Below are 16,115 nucleotides of genomic sequence, written 5' to 3'. Positions count from 1 at the left end.
CCGAGTCGCGCAGGGCCGAGGCGTTGAGCGTCGTCGCAATGACCTCGCCGGTCGCGGACCGCGGGTTGAGGCGGCCGTTCCGGATCACGCCGCGCTCGTCGATCTCGCGGAGCGCGGCGAGGAACTCGCGGGTCTCCTCGGGCGAGATGAACCGGGAGAGCGACTGCTCGATCACTTCGTCGCGGCGGAAGCCGAGGAGCTGCGAGACCGCGTCGTTCGATTCGATGATCTTGCCTTCGAGGTCGGAGACGAACACGGGGTCCGGGGCGTTCTTGATCAGGGCCTCCGCGTAGGCGCGGGCTTTGCCGATCTCGCGCATGTCCCGGAGGATGCCGATCGCGCCGATCGCCTTGCCGTTCGAGTCGCGCAGGGCCGAGGCGTTGAGCGCCGTCGGAATGATCTCCCCCGTGGCGCTCTTCGGGTTGAGGCGGACGTTCCGGGTCACGCCGCGCTCGACGACCTCGCGGAGCGCGGCGAGGAACTCGCGGGTTTCCTCGGGGGAAATAAACCGCGACAGGGACTGCTCGATCACCTCGTCGCGGCGGAACCCGAGGAGCTGCGATACCGCGTCGTTCGTCTGGAGAATACGGCCTTCGAGGTCGGAGACGAATACCGGGTCGGGCGCGTTGCCGATGATGATGTTGGCGTCCATCGCCCCGGTGGCCCGGGCGCCTTCGAGGCGCTCGGGCGCAACCCTGGCGGTCTGCAGCACGTCCGTGGACTGCCGCTTACGCTCCACGTGCACTCCCCCCAGTCGTGGATTGTCCGGTTGTGACCGCGTCGTCTTCTCCGCCCTACCGTTTCTCGGCATACGTTTCCCGGCGCGGCCCAATACCCAATGAGCCCCTAATTTCAGTGCATTCCCCCGGCTCTTCGGCCTTAAACATCGAAATACGGGAGTTATGTCTGGGAATGTGCATATGGATCGTATGTTCGAGGTCGGGTATCCTGGTACAACGTGACCGCCTGTTTACGTAAGATACGTATCGTAGTGCCGTGGCGTTCACTACACTGGTCGCGTGCGGGTGAAGCGGCGAAGATTCAAGCCGTCGGGAGGAGACAATGGGACGCGCAACAATCGCGGGAGTTCTCGCATTCGCGCTGCTGCTCGGACTTGGCGCCGCGGCGCCGGCCCAGCCGGTCCAGGTCGTCAAGGTGTCCATGGATTCCTTCAAGTTCACGCCGAACGTTCTGACCTTCAACGCGGGGCGGCGTGTGGTCGTGCAGCTGACCAACGTCGATCCGAAGCCGGACTACGCGCACACATTTGCGTCCCAGTACCTCTCGATGGTGGACTACACTGTCACCGGCCAGGCGAAACAGGGTGTGACGAAGGACGGCGTCAAGTACGTGCTGGTTGAGCCGGGCAAGAGCGCGGAGATCAGTTTCGTCCCGGCCGGCCGCGGTCAGTGGACGTTCTACTGCTCGTCCTACAACCACGCGTCGAAGGGCCAGACCGGCGCGTTTGTCGTGTGGCCGCCCGGGTACGCTCCCAACCGCTAGACCGCTAGCCGCGGCCGCCGCAGGACCTCCCCCGCTCCCGGGCGAACGACGCCGCGTGACCCCCGCACCGCCCTTCGACGTCGAACGGCTGGCGCGTCTGGCGCGCGAGCAGCAGGTCGACGTAGTACTGGCCAGCACGCGCCACAACGTCCGGTACCTGACCGGCGGGTATTACCTGCACTTTTTCGCGCGCGCGTCGCGGTTCGGCGGCGGTCAGTATTTGTCGTTCGTCGCCGTACCGGTGGCGCGGCCGCACTCCGCGTTCTACGTGGGCCGGCGCGACCAGATTCTCGACGAGCAGCACTACATCGACGCGTTCGGGCCGTTCTGGATCGCCGACCGGCATTGGGTGCCGCGGGGGCCGAGCATGTCGGAGGATGCGGCGGCCGTGGCCGCCCGCGCCTTGCGCGCGGGCGGCCACGGCGCGGCCACCGTCGCGATCGAGTCCTCGTTCCTCCCCGCCGACGCCTACGACGCCCTTCGCCGCGAGCTGCCCGAGGCGACGTTCGTGAACGCCGCGCCGCTGCTCGGAGAGCTGCGGGCGATCAAGCAGCCGCGCGAGTTGGAGCGCCTGCGCGACGTCCACCGCCTCACCGCGGAGGTCATCCGGCGCGCCTTTTACGAGAGCACCGCCTCCGATACGACGGGCGAGATCTCGGCGAAGATCCAGCGGCACGTCGGGGAGCGCGGCGCCGGGTTTCTCTACTCGCTCGTCAACGTGGGCCCGGGGCTGCTCCGCGCGCCGTCGTCTGAGCCATGGGGGCGCGGACGACCGATGCACCTCGACGTGGGGGCCGAACTCGACGAGTACGTCGCCGACGTCGCCCGCATGGGCTCGGTCGGCGCGCCGCCTGCGGAAGCCGCCGCGTTGTTCGAGGTCTGCGTCGCCGCGCAGACCCGCGTGCGCGCCGCGGTGGGGCCGGGCGTCACGTGCGGTGAAGTCTGGCATACCGGCACGGACGCGGTCAAGACCGGTCCCGCCGCCGAGTACGGCCGCCTGCTGGTCCACGGACTCGGGATGGTGAGCCACGAACCGCCGGTCGTCGCCGAGGACGGCCCCCGCCGCCTCGAGCCCGGCATGGTCCTGTCGATCGAGACGGAAGTCCGCCACCCGGACGTGGGCCACATCAAGATCGAGGACAGCGTGGTCGTCACACGCGACGGCTGCGAGGGGCTCGGCGACGTCGATCGCGACTGGTGCGTCGTCGCGGGCGGCTGAGGGTACAGGGACCCCTCGGCCCGCAGAGAACAGTATCGCAGCAGTCGTCGCGTCGGAGGGAGCGTGTATGGCCACCACGAGGGAACTGATCGCGCAGGACCAGCGTCACCTGATCCACCCGCTGCACCACCCCAGCGACCACCAGAACGCCGTGCTCATCGTCGAAGGCCGCGGTGCGATGCTTAAGGACGCGGACGGCCGCGAGTACATCGACGGGCTGTCGAGCCTCTGGAACGTCAACATCGGGCACGGCCGGGCCGAGCTCGCGGAGGCCGCGGCCGACCAGATGCGCCGGCTCGCCTTCAACTCGAGCTACATCGGCGCGGCGAACATCCCGTCCATCCGGCTGGCGGAGCGCCTCGTCCACCTCGCCTACCCGAGCTCGTCGGGCGTCTACTTCACGACCGGCGGGGCGGAGTCGAACGAATCCGCGTTCAAGACGGCCCGCTTCTACTGGAAGGTCCGGGGCAACCCCGATAAGGTCAAAATCATCTCGCGCGTGCACGGATATCACGGCGTGACGATGGCCGCCATGAGCGCGACCGGGATGGCCGCGTTCCACAAAATGTTCGGGCCCCTCGTGCCCAACTTCGTCCAGATCCCGGCGCCGTACGCGTATCGCTGGCCGACCGGCGGCGACGTCGCGGCCGAGGCCGCGGATGCGCTCGAACAGGCGATCGTCCGCGAAGGCCCGGACACCGTGGCGGCGTTCATCGCGGAACCCGTGCAGGGCGCCGGCGGCGTCATTCCCCCGCCCCCCGGCTACTTCCAGCGGGTCCGCGCGATCTGCAACAAATACGACGTGCTGTTCATCGCCGACGAGGTGATCACCGGCTTCGGGCGCACCGGACGCTGGTTCGCGCTGGGGCATTGGGACGTCGAGCCGGACATCGTTTCGTTTGCGAAGGGCGTCACGAGCGCGTACCTCCCGCTCGGCGGCATCATCCTCTCGGAGCGGGTGCACGGCACGCTCCTTGAAGCGCCGGCCGACCAGAAGTACATGCACGCGGCCACCTACTCCGGCCATCCGGTGTGCTGCGCCGTGGGGCTCGCGAACGTCGGCATCATGGAGCGCGAGGGCTTGGTCGAGCGCGCCGCCGTGATCGGACGCCGGCTGCTGGCCGGATTGGAGACGCTGCGCGACCTGGCGCCGGTCGGAGACGTGCGGGGGCTCGGGCTCATGTGCGCCGTCGAATTGGTGGAGGACAAGAAGACCAAGAAGCCGGCCCTCGGGCTCGGCGGCCGCGTCGTGCGGGAAGCCCGGTCGCGCGGCCTCATCGCGAGAATCCGGGCCGGGTCGGCCGATCCCGCGGTCGGCGACACGATCTGCGTCGCCCCGCCGCTCATGACGCCCGAAGAGACGATCGACCGGATCTCGGCGATCCTCAGAGAATCGGTGATCGCCGCGGCGAAGTAGCGCTTCGGCGCGGGCGGTCTCGCCCGGACAAACGACGCGGGGCCCGGAGTCTTCCGGGCCCCGCGTCGTGGCATGCGTTCCGGCGTGGTCCTACGCGGACTCGCCGAGACGTCCCGGACGCCTCTCCCGCGTCGGTCCCTGCGTGCGGCCGGTGTACTCGTGCCACGCCATGCGCGAGCGCGGAGGCAGCTTCGCGTAGTCGTCCGGGCACAACAGGACGTGGCGCAGCGGCGCGTCCGTACGGCCGCTCGTGATGTCGCCCTCGATCCGCTCAAACCACGGTTTCGCCCCGGGCGCGTACGGTTTGCCGCACGTTGCGCATACGACCCGCTGTTCCATTGTCGTCCCCCTGCTCCGGCCGCGCCTCGGGGCGCGGCACGGTCCTTCTTCTTGGCCGGGCGCGCCCCCAAGCCCTCCGGCAACAGGAGAAGCCCGCCGGTGCTGCGAACCCCTCCGCGGCCGGACATTATCCCGTCGGGAGTCCCGCGGCCCGCCAACAGTCGCAGCAGCGTATCCGGAGGTCGACAGATGCCAGCACGCCGGCGGCTCAGGTCCCCGGTTCCGTCGACGCATCCCCTGCTCCTCGAGTGGTGGACCGATCTCGAGGGCAACGGGCGCTCCGTCAACACGCGCGTCGCCTACGTCAGGGACGTCGGAGACTTCGCCGCCTACGTGGAGGGCAATCTCGAGGGCGCGCGGCCCGACGATCTCCTCCGGTTTACCCGCCGCATGACCGAAGCCGGTCTCGCAACGGCGACCCGCGCCCGCCGGATCACGGGGCTGCGTCAGTTCTACGAATGGCTCCGCCGGCGCCAGGGGCGTCAGTTCTCCGTCGCCCTTGATCTGCGGCCGCCCCGGCGCACCAAACGCGTGCACCGGTGGTGGACGGAAGAGCAGGTCGCGCGGTTCCGCGACGCCTTCGAAGGCGACCAGCCGCGGGTGCTGCGCGATCGCGCGATGGCCGAACTGGGGCTCATGGGTCTAAGGGTCAGCGAGGTCATCCGGCTCGACATCGAGCGGGTCATCGCGCTCGCGGATCCCGACCGCGCCGCGATTGTGGTCTGGCGCAAGGGGGGCAAGGAGCAGGTGCTGCCGCTCACGGCCGACGCGCGGGCCGCGCTCGCGCGGTGGGTCGCGGTCCGGCCCACCGTGGCGACGACCGCCTTGTTCTTCCGGATGCCGTTTCAGCGCAGGCGCGCGCGGCTGCACTACGCGAGCGTGGAGAAGATCTTCAAGCAGTACGCCGCCCGGGCGCGCGTGCCGATCCCGGACGGGATCGCCTTCCACCATTTGCGTCACACGGCCGGGCAGCAAATGGCCAACATCGGGCTCGGCATCGAGGAGGCGCAGCGGCTGCTCGGTCACCAGAGCCCGGTGACGACGCAGGTCTACTATGAGGTAACGGACGCCCGGTTGCGCGAGGCGGCGCGGCGTCTGCGTTACGATCGTCCCGCGCCGCCGGTCCCGCGTGAGCGGGGCGATAGGCGGCCCGCGGTCGCCTCCCGCCATAAGTAAAAGGAGGTCGACCCGATGAGCCCCCGCCCCGCCGATGCCGACACCACGTCCTTGAAGACGCGGGCCCTCGCGGCGCTGGACGCGGTGGCCGCGGAAGCGCGCGAACTGGCGCTGCGCATCCATGCCCACCCGGAACTCGGCTTCGAGGAGCGCCAGGCGGCGGCATGGGTCGGCGAAGCGCTCGAGCGCCACGGCTACACCGTGCGGCGCGGGGTCGCCGACATCGAGACGGCGATCGTCGCGCGGGCGGCCGGCCGCGGGCCGGGCCCGACGGTCGGGTTGATCGCCGAATACGACGCCCTCGCCGGACTCGGCCACGCCTGCGGGCATAATTTGATGGCCGCGGGGATGATGGCCGCGGCTGCCGCGCTGCGCACCGTGCTGCCGGACCTGCCCGGGACGATCGCCTACTACGGCACGCCGGCGGAGGAAGGCGGCGGCGGCAAAGTGTTGATGCTCGAGCGCGGCGCGTTTGAGGGTCTGGACGTCGCCCTGCAGTATCACGCGGGGGCTGACGAGTCGGTCGCGACCGGCTGCCTCGCCGTTCAGGGTATCGACATCGCGTTTACCGGAAAACCTGCCCACGCGGCGGCCGGGCCGTGGAACGGCGTCAATGCCCTGGACGCGGTGATTCTGACGTTCAACGGCATCGGCGCGCTGCGTCAGCAACTGAAGCCGGACTCCCGTATCCACGGGATCATTACCGACGGCGGTCAGGCGGTCAACATCATTCCGGAGCGGGCCGCGGCGAAGTTCGGCGTACGCGCCCCAGACGGCGAGTACGTCCGCTACCTCGCGGAGCGCGTGGAGGCGTGTGCCCGGGCGGCCGCGGAAGCGACGGGCGCCCGTGTCGAGACCTCGCGCGGCGTCTTTTTCGATTCGTTTCGCTACGTCCCGGCCCTTGCCGCCGTCGTGCGCGACAACGCGGCGGCGCTCGGGTTCGAGATGCGGGAGCGTTTCGTCGGCGCCTCGACGGATCTCGGCAACCTGAGCCAGGCCGTGCCCACCGTCAGCTACACGCTTCCCACGTGTCCGCCCGGCGTCGGCATGCACACGCGGGAGGCGCTCGAGGCCGGGAAGGCCGAGATCGGCCTCGCCGGGATGCTGAACGACGCGAAGGTCATGGTCATGTCGGCGATCGACCTGCTTGCCTCCCCCGCCGTGCTCGAGCAGGTCCGGTCGGATTTTCGAGGGAACTCAGGCCGCGTTTCCCGCGCTTAAGGAGAAAGCCGCGCCGGCCCACTCGGCGCGGGGAGTCTTCCTGCTGGGGGAGGTTTCGGTATGCCCGGGGTCCTCGACCCGTTTGCTCCCTCGTCCGCCGATCCATGGGACGCGCGTAAAGCCGCGCATCTCCTCCGTCGCGCCGGCTTCGGCCCCCTGCCGGACGAGGTGGACCGCGCCGTGGCCGCCGGTTGCGACCGCACGGTCGACGCCCTGTTCGCGTTTCCCGCGGAGCCGGCAGCGCCGGCCGTTTTCGACGACGTCCGCGCCGCGGAGCGGCAGTTGGAATCGACGCTCGAGGCCCTGCGCGCGACCAGGCAGCGAATCGACCTCAAGACGCATCCGGAGCTCCGCGGATTGTACCAGGAGACGGGCCGCCAGCACGGCCGCGCGATCGTCGCGCTCGCGGCCTGGTGGCTCGACCGTATGGCGACGTCCCCCGCGCCGCTGCAGGAGAAGCTGGTCCTCTTCTGGCACGGCCACTTTACCAGCGCGTTCGCGGACGTGCACGATGCGATCGCGATGTTCAACCAGAACCAGCTGTTCCGCCGCCACGCGGCCGGCAACTTCGCCCGGCTCCTCGACGGGGTGGCACGCGACCCCGCGATGCTGCGCTATCTCAACAACGACGCCAACCGGAAGGGCCACCCGAACGAGAACTGGGCCCGCGAGCTCATGGAGCTCTTCACGATGGGCATCGGGCACTACACCGAAGACGACGTGAAGGAATCCGCGCGCGCCTGGACCGGCTGGACGCTCCGCGACTACCGCACGGGGGACGACCGCCGCGTCTTTGACTTCAAGCCGGCGATCCACGACGATGGCCCGAAGATGTTTCTCGGGCAGGCCGGCCGCTGGGACGGCGCCGACATCATGCGGATCATCCTGGCGCAGGAGGCGACGCCGCGGTGGATCGCCCGCAAGCTCGCGGCGTTCTTCGTGTCCCCCACCCCCGATCCCGCGCTCGTCGACGCGATGGCGCGGCAGCTGCGCGCGTCGGCCTACGACCTCTCGCCGGCGCTGAAGATGCTGTTCCGCTCGCAGGCGTTCTACCGGCCGGACGCGATGCTGGCCCAGGTCAAAGGGCCGGTCGAGTTCGCGGTCGGCGCGGTGCGGCATCTCGGCATCAACGCGCCGGACTGGGTGCGGGTGTTTCAGGCCACCGGCGCGATGGGCCAGCGGCTGTTCTTCCCGCCCACCGTGGCGGGCTGGCACGGCGGCGCGTCATGGATCAACGCCGGTACGATCTTCGCGCGGACCGATCTCGCCGCGGGGCTCATTTCCGGCCGTCTCGGGCCCGTCGACGACACGGCGTTCCCGACGCTCGAGGCCGCCGTCGCCCGGCTCCTGGCGCGCCCGCTCGCGCCGCACCGGCACGGCACGCTCGCCCTCGCGACCGGCGGGCGGGCCTCGCGAGAGGCCGTGCATCTCGTGATGAGCCTTCCCGAGTACCTGGTCGCCTGACGACGCGTCATCGAGGGGAGAAACGAACCATGCGCACAATGACGACCCGGCGGGAGTTTCTGACCAAGGGGCTGACCATCTTGGCCGCGGGCGGGACCGCGCCGATGTTTCTGACGCGGACGGCGCTCGCGCTCAACAACCCGTGGGATCTTCGGCAGACGGCGTCCGCCGCGGGCCGGCCGGACTGGCCCACGCTCGTCGTGGTGCAGCTCGGCGGCGGCAACGACGGCCTGAACACGGTCGTGCCGTTCGTGCACGACGAGTACTACCGGGCGCGGCCGAAGCTCGCCGTGCCGCAGCAGAAGGTGCTCCGGCTGACCGACGAGGTCGGCCTGCACCCGGCGCTCAGCGCGCTCAAGAGCGCGTACGACGATGGGCGCGTGGCCGTCGTCCAGGGCGTCGGCTATCCGAACCCCAACCGGAGCCACTTCCGGTCGATGGAGATCTGGCAGACCGCCGACCCGGCGGGCGCCGGACCCAAGACCGGCTGGCTCGGCCGGCTCTTCGACAGCGAGTGCCCCGACTGCGGGTCGAGCGCCGGCATGACGCTGTCGGCTGAGATGCCGCTCGCGATGCAGGGCGACGCCCCGCGCGTGGTCGCCGTCGACGACATCGCCCGGTTCGGGTTCCATCCGGTGCAGGGCGGCGGTCCCGCGGAGGTCGAGGCGTTCCGGCGGCTGATTCAGCCGGTGCCGGGCGAGGAGCCGCTCGTCGACTTCCTCGCGCACACCGAGATGAACGCGCTGCTTGCCGCGGCGGACCTCAATAAACTGGCCGGGCGGCTCGCGCAGGACGCCGGATCCGGGTATCCCAAAGATCCATTTGCGCAGAAGCTGCGGGTTATCGCGGAGCTGATCGCGGCCGGGTCGCCGACCAAAGTCTATTACGTCGGCCTCGGCGGGTTCGACACCCACGTGACGCAGGCCGGCCGGCACGACCGCCTGCTCGAGTCGATGGGCGCGGGCCTCGGCGCGTTCCTCGGCGACCTGAAGACGAAGGGCATTCAGGACAAGGTGCTGCTGATGACGTTCTCGGAGTTCGGGCGGCGCGTCGCCGAAAACGCCTCCGGGGGCACCGACCACGGGACGGCCGCGCCCATGCTGCTCGTCGGCGGCCAGGTGAAGCCCGGCGTGCACGGCGTGCACCCGAGCCTGACCGATCTCGATCAGGGCGACCTCAAGTACCGGATCGACTTTCGCAGCGTCTACAGCACCGTGCTCGAGCAGTGGCTCGGCGTGCGGAGCGATCCGATCCTCGGCGGCAAGTTCGATCCGCTCGACGTGATCAAGCCGCATGTTGCCGCGGCGGTCGGCGGTTAGCCAGGGTTAGAACGAATCCACGGTGAGATCGTAGCCTCCCGCCCCGATGTCTACCGGGCGGGAGGCAGTTTTTCGGAGATCCGGCCGTTGAACTCCGCAAGGAGAAACGGCTTGATCCCGGGGCGGCCGGTCATGCGTACCGCGATCGGTCCCCGCTTCTCTTCGAACTCGATTGCAAACGTGATGCTCGGGCAGCACAGGCGCTCTAGCGTGATCCATTCGGCGATGGACAGGACGAGCGGCCCGTCGCCGGCCGTCCGCGCCGCACCGTCGTTCGCCTGGGGGGGAAACCGCAGGCGGAAACCTTCCGGCAACTCCTCGGCGTCCCGGCACGCCCCGAATACCCGCTGAACCAGGGCGCGAAGGCGCTCCCTCTGCGCCGGTGTGAAGACGGTCAGATCGCAGGCAAAGGCCGACGTCACGATCGCCTACGGCCGGCGTGGCGCCGCGTTCGCGGCGGCCAGCAGTGCGTTGCGGAGCGCCCCGACCGTCTCGATGATATTGCTGCCGAGCAGCAGCGCTGTAGTCCCCGGCAGGTCGTGGCCCGGCAGCGTCACCAGGTACGGCGGCGCGTGCGGGGGCAGCGGCGGCAGCGGTTCGAACGCCTCCCGCGCGAGGTTGGCGGTGAGCTTCTCGAGCGTCGAGAGCCGGGCCGCGAGCGCGCTTGGGGTTTCGTCGTCGACGTCTGGTGGCGCCGTTCCGTCCGGCAGCACGGACGGCAGCAGCCGGGTCACCTCGGCAAGCGTCCGCGCCAAGTCCGCGAAGACGGCGCGCAGCTCGTCTTCGTGCGACCGCCCGATACCGCCATGCGGATAATCGGGCCGGGCCTTCTTCAGCGGCTCTTCTTGGGAGAGTCTCCGGAGATCGAGCGCCCGTGCCGCGAGTACATCGAGCGCCTTCCAGAGGTGCTGCCAAGCGGTGTCGTCCATCGCAGACATGACAGCATCGTAGTAACAATCCAGAGCGGCCGTCAATGCGCGGTCGGCGATACGCAGGCCGCGGAAACGGGCGGGCGCCGATGAGGGAAAGTTGCGCGACTGTCCGGAAGGAGGTCGCGTGAGCGCATCGTGAGCGGCGCCGGCTGGAAGCGCAGCCTCTCCCTCCCTCCCACCGTTCGGTTGGTGTGGCACGCCGCGGAGCCCTATCCGCGCGACGTGTCGCTCGACGAATTCTACGCGCGCCTCGACGTGCCGCCGGGCCCGGACGGCCTCCCGTCCGTGATCGCCAACATGGTGATGACGCAGAACGGCGAGGCGACGATCGACGGCAAGGCCGCGCCGATCGGGACGCCGGTGGACCGGTTCGTCCTGGGACGCCTGCGGACGTCGGCCGACGTGTTGCTGTCGGGCGTCGGGACGATGCTGGCCGAGGACGTCACCGCGGTGGTGCCCGAGGGGGATGCGGCGCTCCGCGCCGCCGCCGGGCGCGGTCCGCGGCTGCTCGCCGCGCTGCTCGCCACCGACCTCGCGTGGAGCGACGAAGTGCTGGCGAGGCGTTTCTTCACCGACCCGCGGTTCGACCGGCTGATCATCACCGGCCACCGGCCAACCCCCGAGCAGGTCCGGCGCGTGGAGGCGCTCGGCGTCGAGGTCGTCCGCGTGGACGCGGGTCCGGACGGGCGGCCGGCCGCGCGCGCGGCGGTTCAGGCGCTCGGTGCGCGCGGCGTGCGGCTCGTGCTGACCGAAGGCGGTCCGCGCGTGCTGGCGGCGCTGATGAGGGAGCGGCTCGTCATGGATTACTTCTTGACGACGAGCCCGCTGGGGACCAGCGATCCGCATGCGCTGCGGCCGATCGGCGCCGATGCCACGGAGGACGGGCGTCCGCTGCTCCTTTCGCGGGTCAGCCGGTATGAGTACGCGTTCCGTGATCCCGCGACCGGGACGTCGCTCATCGAGTCGTACGACCGATTCCGAATCGTGTATCCATCGCGGTAGCGCAGCCGGGAGTGGCTGTTGCCGCAGGGCCGGTGACGGCCGCGACCGAAGCATGCGTCAACGGCACGTGAGCCGTTTGCACCGCGAGGGGGCGATCGATTCGTGACGGACATGGCCACATATCTCGAGCGGACGCTTTGCGATCTCGTCGCGATCCGCAGCGTGACCGGCGAAGAAGCGGCGATCTCGCAGTACATTTACGACTCGCTCGAGCGCGCGAACGTCCGCGTTGAGCGCGACGAGGAAGGCAACGTGACCGCCGAGGTGGGCTCGGGCGACCGCCTGCTCGTCGTCAACGGTCACATGGACACGGTCCCTCCGGTCGACGGCTGGAAGCAGGATCCGTTCTCCCCGCGGGTTGAGAACGGCCGCATCATCGGCCTCGGCGCGTCGGACATGAAGGCGGGGCTCGCGTGCATGATGTGGCTGGCCCAGCACGCGCGCCCGAAGGTCCGCGCCTGGTTCGCCTTCACCAACAACGAGGAAGGCGGCGCCGTGACGCCGCGCAACGGCGTGCGCCGGCTGATCGGGCGGGTCTCTCCCGACTATGCGATCACGACCGAGCCCTCGTACGACGAGGCGAAGAAGCGCCTGTCGATTGGGGTCGGCTGCCAGGGGCGCGCGATCGGACATCTCACCGTGTTGGGGCGCAGCGGTCATTCGTCGGATTGGCGCCGCGCCGACAACGCGATCTACCGCGGGATGGACGTCATCAAGCGCATCGCCGAGACGGCCGCCCGCCACAAGGGGGTCGAGGTCGCGCCCGGCGTTCAGAGCGTCCCCTCCCTCTCCGTCGTCGCCGCGCGCGCCGGGATCGCGGACAATATCATCCCCGACCGGCTGCACCTGACCGTCGACCGGCGGCTCGCGCCCGGGGAAGACTACGGCACGTTCGAAGGCGAACTGCGGGGCTCGATCGACGGGACCGCGCACGAACTCGACGTGACGAAGCTCTGTCTTCCCACGCTGGCCGACCGCAACGGCCACACGCTCGCGGTTGCGGCCGCGGCGCTCGCGCGGATCCAGGGCGACGCGCCGCTACAGTTCTCGCAGGGGCGGCAGGACCTCTCGATTTTTGCCGAGCGGACCCGGGACTTTGTCAACCTCGGTCCCGGGTCGTCGGGCCAGGCGCACAACGCCGGCGAGCACGCCACGGTCGCCGGCATGGTCGCCGCCGCGAGCGTGCTGCAGGCGGTAATCGACGCGATCTAAACCGTGAAGCGCCGGTTCACTCGACGGTCAGCGTGAAGCTCACGATTTCAGTCGGGAGCGCACCGGACGTGGCGTTGTAGATGTAGAGCACCTTCCCGAACAGCTGGGTCGTGTCAACCACTCCCAGGCCTTCCCTGAGCTGCCCCGAACCGTCGCGGCTCGAGAACGCGACCGGTTGCGGGCAGGCCCCGGATGAGAAATCACTTGGGGAGCCCAGGCACAACCGTAAGTTCTTTCCGTTGGTGTTGACGCGAATCCTCAGCTTGAAGACGGCGGGCGTCCTCACTGAGCCAGGAATGACGTCCGTTCCGCTCGTGATCAGCGTGGGTTTCACGCCGACCGTTATCCCCGCGATGTCGAGTCCGAACGCCTTGTCCACCTGCGTGACGGAAAATACGGCCATGCCCAAGGCAAGCACCGCGGCCTTTGCGCGCCAGCTCCTCATCGTTCCCCCCAAGTCGTAGATTGGCACCGCCTTTTGTGTCACCGCTTACGATTCGGCCGGAGGCTTGAAGCGCTCGAAGGGGTTGCGGCAGTGCCGGCAGATGTACGTGGAGCGGCACAGCGTCGGGCCGAACAGGCTGTCGATCGCGACGTCGTGCGACCCGCAGTACGGACAGACCGGCGGCTCGGCGAAGCGGCAGGACGGGACCGAGAGGCCGTGCGCCGCGAGCTGCTCCCGTCCCCGGTCCGTCATGCGCTCCAGCGTCCACGGCTCGTCGTACGTGTACTCCACCGACACGTCGCGCACGCCGGGGATGGCGAGCAGGCCGTCGCGGATGCGGCCGCGGATCACCGCGAGCGCCGGGCACGCGGTCCACGTCGGCACGAGCCGCACGCTGACGCGCGACTCGCCGTCGACCCGCACGTCCCGCACGAGGCCGAGGTCCGTGATCGCGATCGGGAGCTCGGGGTCTTCGACGCTGCGCAGCACGTCCCAGGCGGCCTGTTCGAGCGGCGCCTGAGTCACCCCGTCTGGCGCGGGGCGAGCGGCGCTCACCACCGCGCCTCCGGATCGGAACGCCAGACCTCGGTCATCTCCGCGTGCATCTGCGCGAGGTCGGGCGTATGCACCCCGCGGCGGCCTCCCAGGGCCGGCGCCGCGGCCGGAATCGCCAGGCCGCAGCCCTCGAGCAGCGGCCGCACCGCCGCCTCCCACGCGTCGCGCTGGCGTTCCGCGGATTCGTGCAGCAGCCCGGCGTTGATCAAAATCGGATCGGCCTCGGTCGTCTCGAAGAACCCGAGCGCGTAGGGCCACGCCGCGTCGAGCGCCGCCTGCACGCGCGCGCGGGCGTCCGCGGACGGCCGCGCCATCCGCTCGAGCCACGTCGCCGCGAACAGCCCGTGGTAGCGCTCTTCCCGTCCGAGCGTCGCGGCGATCGCGGCGACCGGTTCCTGTCCGCACCGCGCCAGCAGTCCGAGGCGCTGTCCCTCGAACGTTTCGTACAGGGCGAGGCGCACGATGGAAAACTCCCAGCCGTGGTTCGGCTGCTCGAGCAGGACCGCGTTGCGAAACTCCGCGGGCGGGCGGCCGAACGCGAGGAGGTCGGGGCCGCCGGGCTGGTCGCCCGCGACCTGCTCGTAAAACAGCCGCGCGTGGCCGAGCTCTTCCTGCGCGATGCTGCTCATCGCGACGTCGCTTTCGATGTCCGGCCCGACGCCGGTCCATTCGGAGTGCCGGTGGCCGATCGTCAGTTCGTCGTCGGCGACGCGCAGCAGCCACTCCCGGAACGCCGCGCGGACGGCGGGATCGGCGATCGTTGCGAGGGCGGCCGGCACGGCTAGCGGTCGTCCTCGGTCGGGGCGGTGTGGTAGCCGCCGCGGTACACGCGCTGCTGCTGGCGGTAGGAGCCGCCGAATCGGTAGCTCTTGTCGGTCGCCGGTACGAACATCTCCGCCGCGTCCTCCGCGGTCGCGCGAATGTCGCGCGCCGGGACGACCCACAGGCTGACGCACGGGTCGCGGCGCGCATAGTTCTCCTTGGCGAGGAGCAGCGCCATCTCCGCGTCCGGCGCATGGACGTCGCCGACGTAGACATGCGCGTCCCGCCGGCGCGCCTGCAGGAAGACCGCCCACACGTCGGCCGGGGCCTCGAGGGCACGGACCCAGGACCCCGCGGGTATGGCCGGGGAGCTCATGCCGCCGCGGCGATCCGGTGGCCGAGGGCTTCGCGAATCCACGCGTGCTGGCGGTAGAACGACTGCCGCAGCGCCAGGCGCTCCGCGCTCTTCGGCCCGCCGTTGCGGCCGACGCGCTTGAGTTCTTCCCAATCGGGCTCGGTATACACGTAGCGCTGCTCGGCCTCGACCCAGCGCAGCCCGGGATCGGGTACCGCGAGACCGTATTCCAGAATGATTGGGACGAACCGTCTCAGAAACTGCTGCCGCAGTTCTTCGTTGGACTTCACCTTGAGGCGCCAGGCCAGCATCGCTTCGGTATGGGGCGACACTTTGTCCGGCATGCCGAAGAAATGGATGATCGGCGTCCACCACCGGTTGAGCGCGTCCTGCAGCATCGCGCGCTGCGCCGGCGTGCCCTCGGCGAGCGCCCGCCACACATCGAGGCCGAGCTGGATGTGGAAGTCCTCTTCGTAGCAGATCCGCTTCAGCACGCGCGAGTACGGCGCGTACGAGCACGAGCGCAGCGCTCCCTGCGTCTGCATCGCCGCGCCGTCGACGAATACCTGGATGATCGCCACGTCCGCCCACGTCTCCGCGGGATAGTGAAACACGTTGTGGAAGCGGGCGCGGCCCTCGACGAGTTCCGCGTACATCTCCTCGCGCGGCCGGCCGAGCGTTTCCGCGACGCGGTACAACAGCATGCCGTGGCCGACCTCGTCCTGGACTTTGGCCGTCAACGCCATCTTGCGCGCGAGCGTCGGCGCCCGCGGGATCCACTCCCGTTCCGGCAGCGCCCCCATGATCTCCGAGTTGGCGTGCATCTGGATGAGGCGCTGCGCCTCGAAACGGTACTGCTGCGGCATCCACTCCCCGGCCTCGAGCTGGTCGCCGGCGGAAATCCGGGCGTTGAACCGCGCCAGCTGCTCCGGGTCTTCCTGCGGCACGGGAGCGTTAGCCATCCGGAAGCTCCTTGTTCTGTGACGAAGTTTCATATCAAGACAAAAAGTCGTCACAAACAATTGTAGAAGCGGCCGCAGACACTGTCAAGTGCGTGTACTGGTCCAGTAGATCCGACTACACCAGCCTCCAAATTCATCGCTGAGCCGCCTGCCATTGAGCGAGGTACTCGTTCGGAGTGAGGTAACCGAGCGCCTGGTGCGGCCGGACGTTGTTGTAGGTCTCCTCCCAGCG

Annotated in this window: 18 protein-coding genes; 9 read left to right on the top strand and 9 right to left on the bottom strand. The window is 69.7% G+C overall.

Annotated features, from left to right (window positions below; genetic code table 11):
- The coding region (locus VKT83_04820; protein ID HLY21773.1) for a PAS domain-containing protein at positions 1 to 739 on the bottom strand (739 nt) is incomplete at its 3' end.
- Between the two features lie 323 nt (positions 740 to 1,062).
- Here VKT83_04820 and VKT83_04815 point away from each other — a divergent pair.
- The 3 genes from VKT83_04815 to VKT83_04805 all read left to right on the top strand — a co-directional run bounded on the left by VKT83_04815 (position 1,063) and on the right by VKT83_04805 (position 4,139).
- Positions 1,063 to 1,503: a cupredoxin domain-containing protein gene (locus VKT83_04815; GenBank protein ID HLY21772.1), complete on the top strand. Its 441-nt coding sequence runs from the start codon at positions 1,063 to 1,065 to the stop codon at positions 1,501 to 1,503.
- A gap of 55 nt (positions 1,504 to 1,558) precedes the next feature.
- Positions 1,559 to 2,722: a Xaa-Pro peptidase family protein gene (locus VKT83_04810; GenBank protein ID HLY21771.1), complete on the top strand. Its 1,164-nt coding sequence runs from the start codon at positions 1,559 to 1,561 to the stop codon at positions 2,720 to 2,722.
- A gap of 67 nt (positions 2,723 to 2,789) precedes the next feature.
- Complete coding sequence (locus VKT83_04805; GenBank protein HLY21770.1) at positions 2,790 to 4,139, top strand: aspartate aminotransferase family protein; 1,350 nt, start codon at positions 2,790 to 2,792, stop codon at positions 4,137 to 4,139.
- Between the two features lie 90 nt (positions 4,140 to 4,229).
- Here the strand turns inward: VKT83_04805 and VKT83_04800 are convergent, their stop codons facing one another.
- Positions 4,230 to 4,478 carry a hypothetical protein gene (locus VKT83_04800; GenBank protein ID HLY21769.1) on the bottom strand — a complete coding sequence of 83 codons (249 nt, stop codon included), beginning with the start codon at positions 4,476 to 4,478 and terminating at the stop codon, positions 4,230 to 4,232.
- Between the two features lie 189 nt (positions 4,479 to 4,667).
- Between VKT83_04800 and VKT83_04795 the strand changes: the two genes are divergently transcribed.
- The 4 genes from VKT83_04795 to VKT83_04780 are packed head-to-tail and all read left to right on the top strand — an operon-like array spanning position 4,668 to position 9,658.
- Positions 4,668 to 5,654, top strand: coding sequence for a tyrosine-type recombinase/integrase (locus tag VKT83_04795; GenBank protein ID HLY21768.1), 987 nt, complete (start codon positions 4,668 to 4,670; stop codon positions 5,652 to 5,654).
- A gap of 15 nt (positions 5,655 to 5,669) precedes the next feature.
- Positions 5,670 to 6,875: a M20 family metallopeptidase gene (locus tag VKT83_04790; protein HLY21767.1), complete on the top strand. Its 1,206-nt coding sequence runs from the start codon at positions 5,670 to 5,672 to the stop codon at positions 6,873 to 6,875.
- A 60-nt stretch (positions 6,876 to 6,935) separates the two neighbouring features.
- Complete coding sequence (locus VKT83_04785) at positions 6,936 to 8,339, top strand: DUF1800 domain-containing protein (protein ID HLY21766.1); 1,404 nt, start codon at positions 6,936 to 6,938, stop codon at positions 8,337 to 8,339.
- A 29-nt stretch (positions 8,340 to 8,368) separates the two neighbouring features.
- Entirely contained in the window at positions 8,369 to 9,658 is a 1,290-nt protein-coding gene (locus tag VKT83_04780; protein ID HLY21765.1) for a DUF1501 domain-containing protein, read from the top strand.
- Between the two features lie 50 nt (positions 9,659 to 9,708).
- Here VKT83_04780 and VKT83_04775 read toward each other — a convergent pair whose 3' ends face one another.
- Together VKT83_04775 and VKT83_04770 are read right to left on the bottom strand one after the other, a co-directional pair.
- Positions 9,709 to 10,080, bottom strand: a complete 372-nt coding sequence (locus tag VKT83_04775) for a hypothetical protein (protein HLY21764.1) — start codon at positions 10,078 to 10,080, stop codon at positions 9,709 to 9,711.
- Positions 10,081 to 10,086: 6 nt separating this feature from the next.
- On the bottom strand, positions 10,087 to 10,596 hold the full coding sequence (locus VKT83_04770) for a hypothetical protein (protein ID HLY21763.1): 510 nt from the start codon (positions 10,594 to 10,596) through the stop codon (positions 10,087 to 10,089).
- A gap of 129 nt (positions 10,597 to 10,725) precedes the next feature.
- On the opposite strand from VKT83_04770, the gene VKT83_04765 reads away from it, so the two are divergent.
- On the top strand, positions 10,726 to 11,592 hold the full coding sequence (locus VKT83_04765; GenBank protein ID HLY21762.1) for a dihydrofolate reductase family protein: 867 nt from the start codon (positions 10,726 to 10,728) through the stop codon (positions 11,590 to 11,592).
- 111 nt (positions 11,593 to 11,703) lie between these two features.
- Positions 11,704 to 12,804, top strand: a complete 1,101-nt coding sequence (locus tag VKT83_04760; protein ID HLY21761.1) for a M20/M25/M40 family metallo-hydrolase — start codon at positions 11,704 to 11,706, stop codon at positions 12,802 to 12,804.
- Between the two features lie 16 nt (positions 12,805 to 12,820).
- Here the strand turns inward: VKT83_04760 and VKT83_04755 are convergent, their stop codons facing one another.
- Genes VKT83_04755 through paaA form a run of 5 tightly spaced genes read right to left on the bottom strand, consistent with a single transcriptional unit; the run spans position 12,821 to position 15,883 of the window.
- The gene (locus VKT83_04755) at positions 12,821 to 13,276 is read right to left on the bottom strand and encodes a hypothetical protein (protein HLY21760.1); all 456 of its coding nucleotides are present in this window, start codon (positions 13,274 to 13,276) and stop codon (positions 12,821 to 12,823) included.
- 18 nt (positions 13,277 to 13,294) lie between these two features.
- Positions 13,295 to 13,804 (bottom strand): 1,2-phenylacetyl-CoA epoxidase subunit PaaD, encoded by a 510-nt coding sequence (gene paaD, locus VKT83_04750; GenBank protein HLY21759.1) that lies wholly within the window; start codon positions 13,802 to 13,804, stop codon positions 13,295 to 13,297.
- Positions 13,801 to 14,583: a 1,2-phenylacetyl-CoA epoxidase subunit PaaC gene (gene paaC, locus VKT83_04745; GenBank protein ID HLY21758.1), complete on the bottom strand. Its 783-nt coding sequence runs from the start codon at positions 14,581 to 14,583 to the stop codon at positions 13,801 to 13,803. Before paaC ends, paaD begins: the two co-directional genes overlap by 4 nt.
- Positions 14,584 to 14,585: 2 nt before the next feature.
- Positions 14,586 to 14,942, bottom strand: a complete 357-nt coding sequence (paaB, locus tag VKT83_04740) for a 1,2-phenylacetyl-CoA epoxidase subunit B (protein ID HLY21757.1) — start codon at positions 14,940 to 14,942, stop codon at positions 14,586 to 14,588.
- Positions 14,939 to 15,883: a 1,2-phenylacetyl-CoA epoxidase subunit PaaA gene (gene paaA, locus VKT83_04735; protein HLY21756.1), complete on the bottom strand. Its 945-nt coding sequence runs from the start codon at positions 15,881 to 15,883 to the stop codon at positions 14,939 to 14,941. The genes paaB and paaA overlap by 4 nt, the downstream gene beginning before the upstream one ends.
- Positions 15,884 to 16,115 lie beyond the last annotated feature (232 nt).

This window comes from bacterium (genome assembly GCA_035308905.1).
Lineage (GTDB): Bacteria > Sysuimicrobiota > Sysuimicrobiia > Sysuimicrobiales > Segetimicrobiaceae > DASSJF01.
Note: the sequence above shows the minus strand (reverse complement) of the source record. Positions and strands in the feature narration are given on the sequence as shown.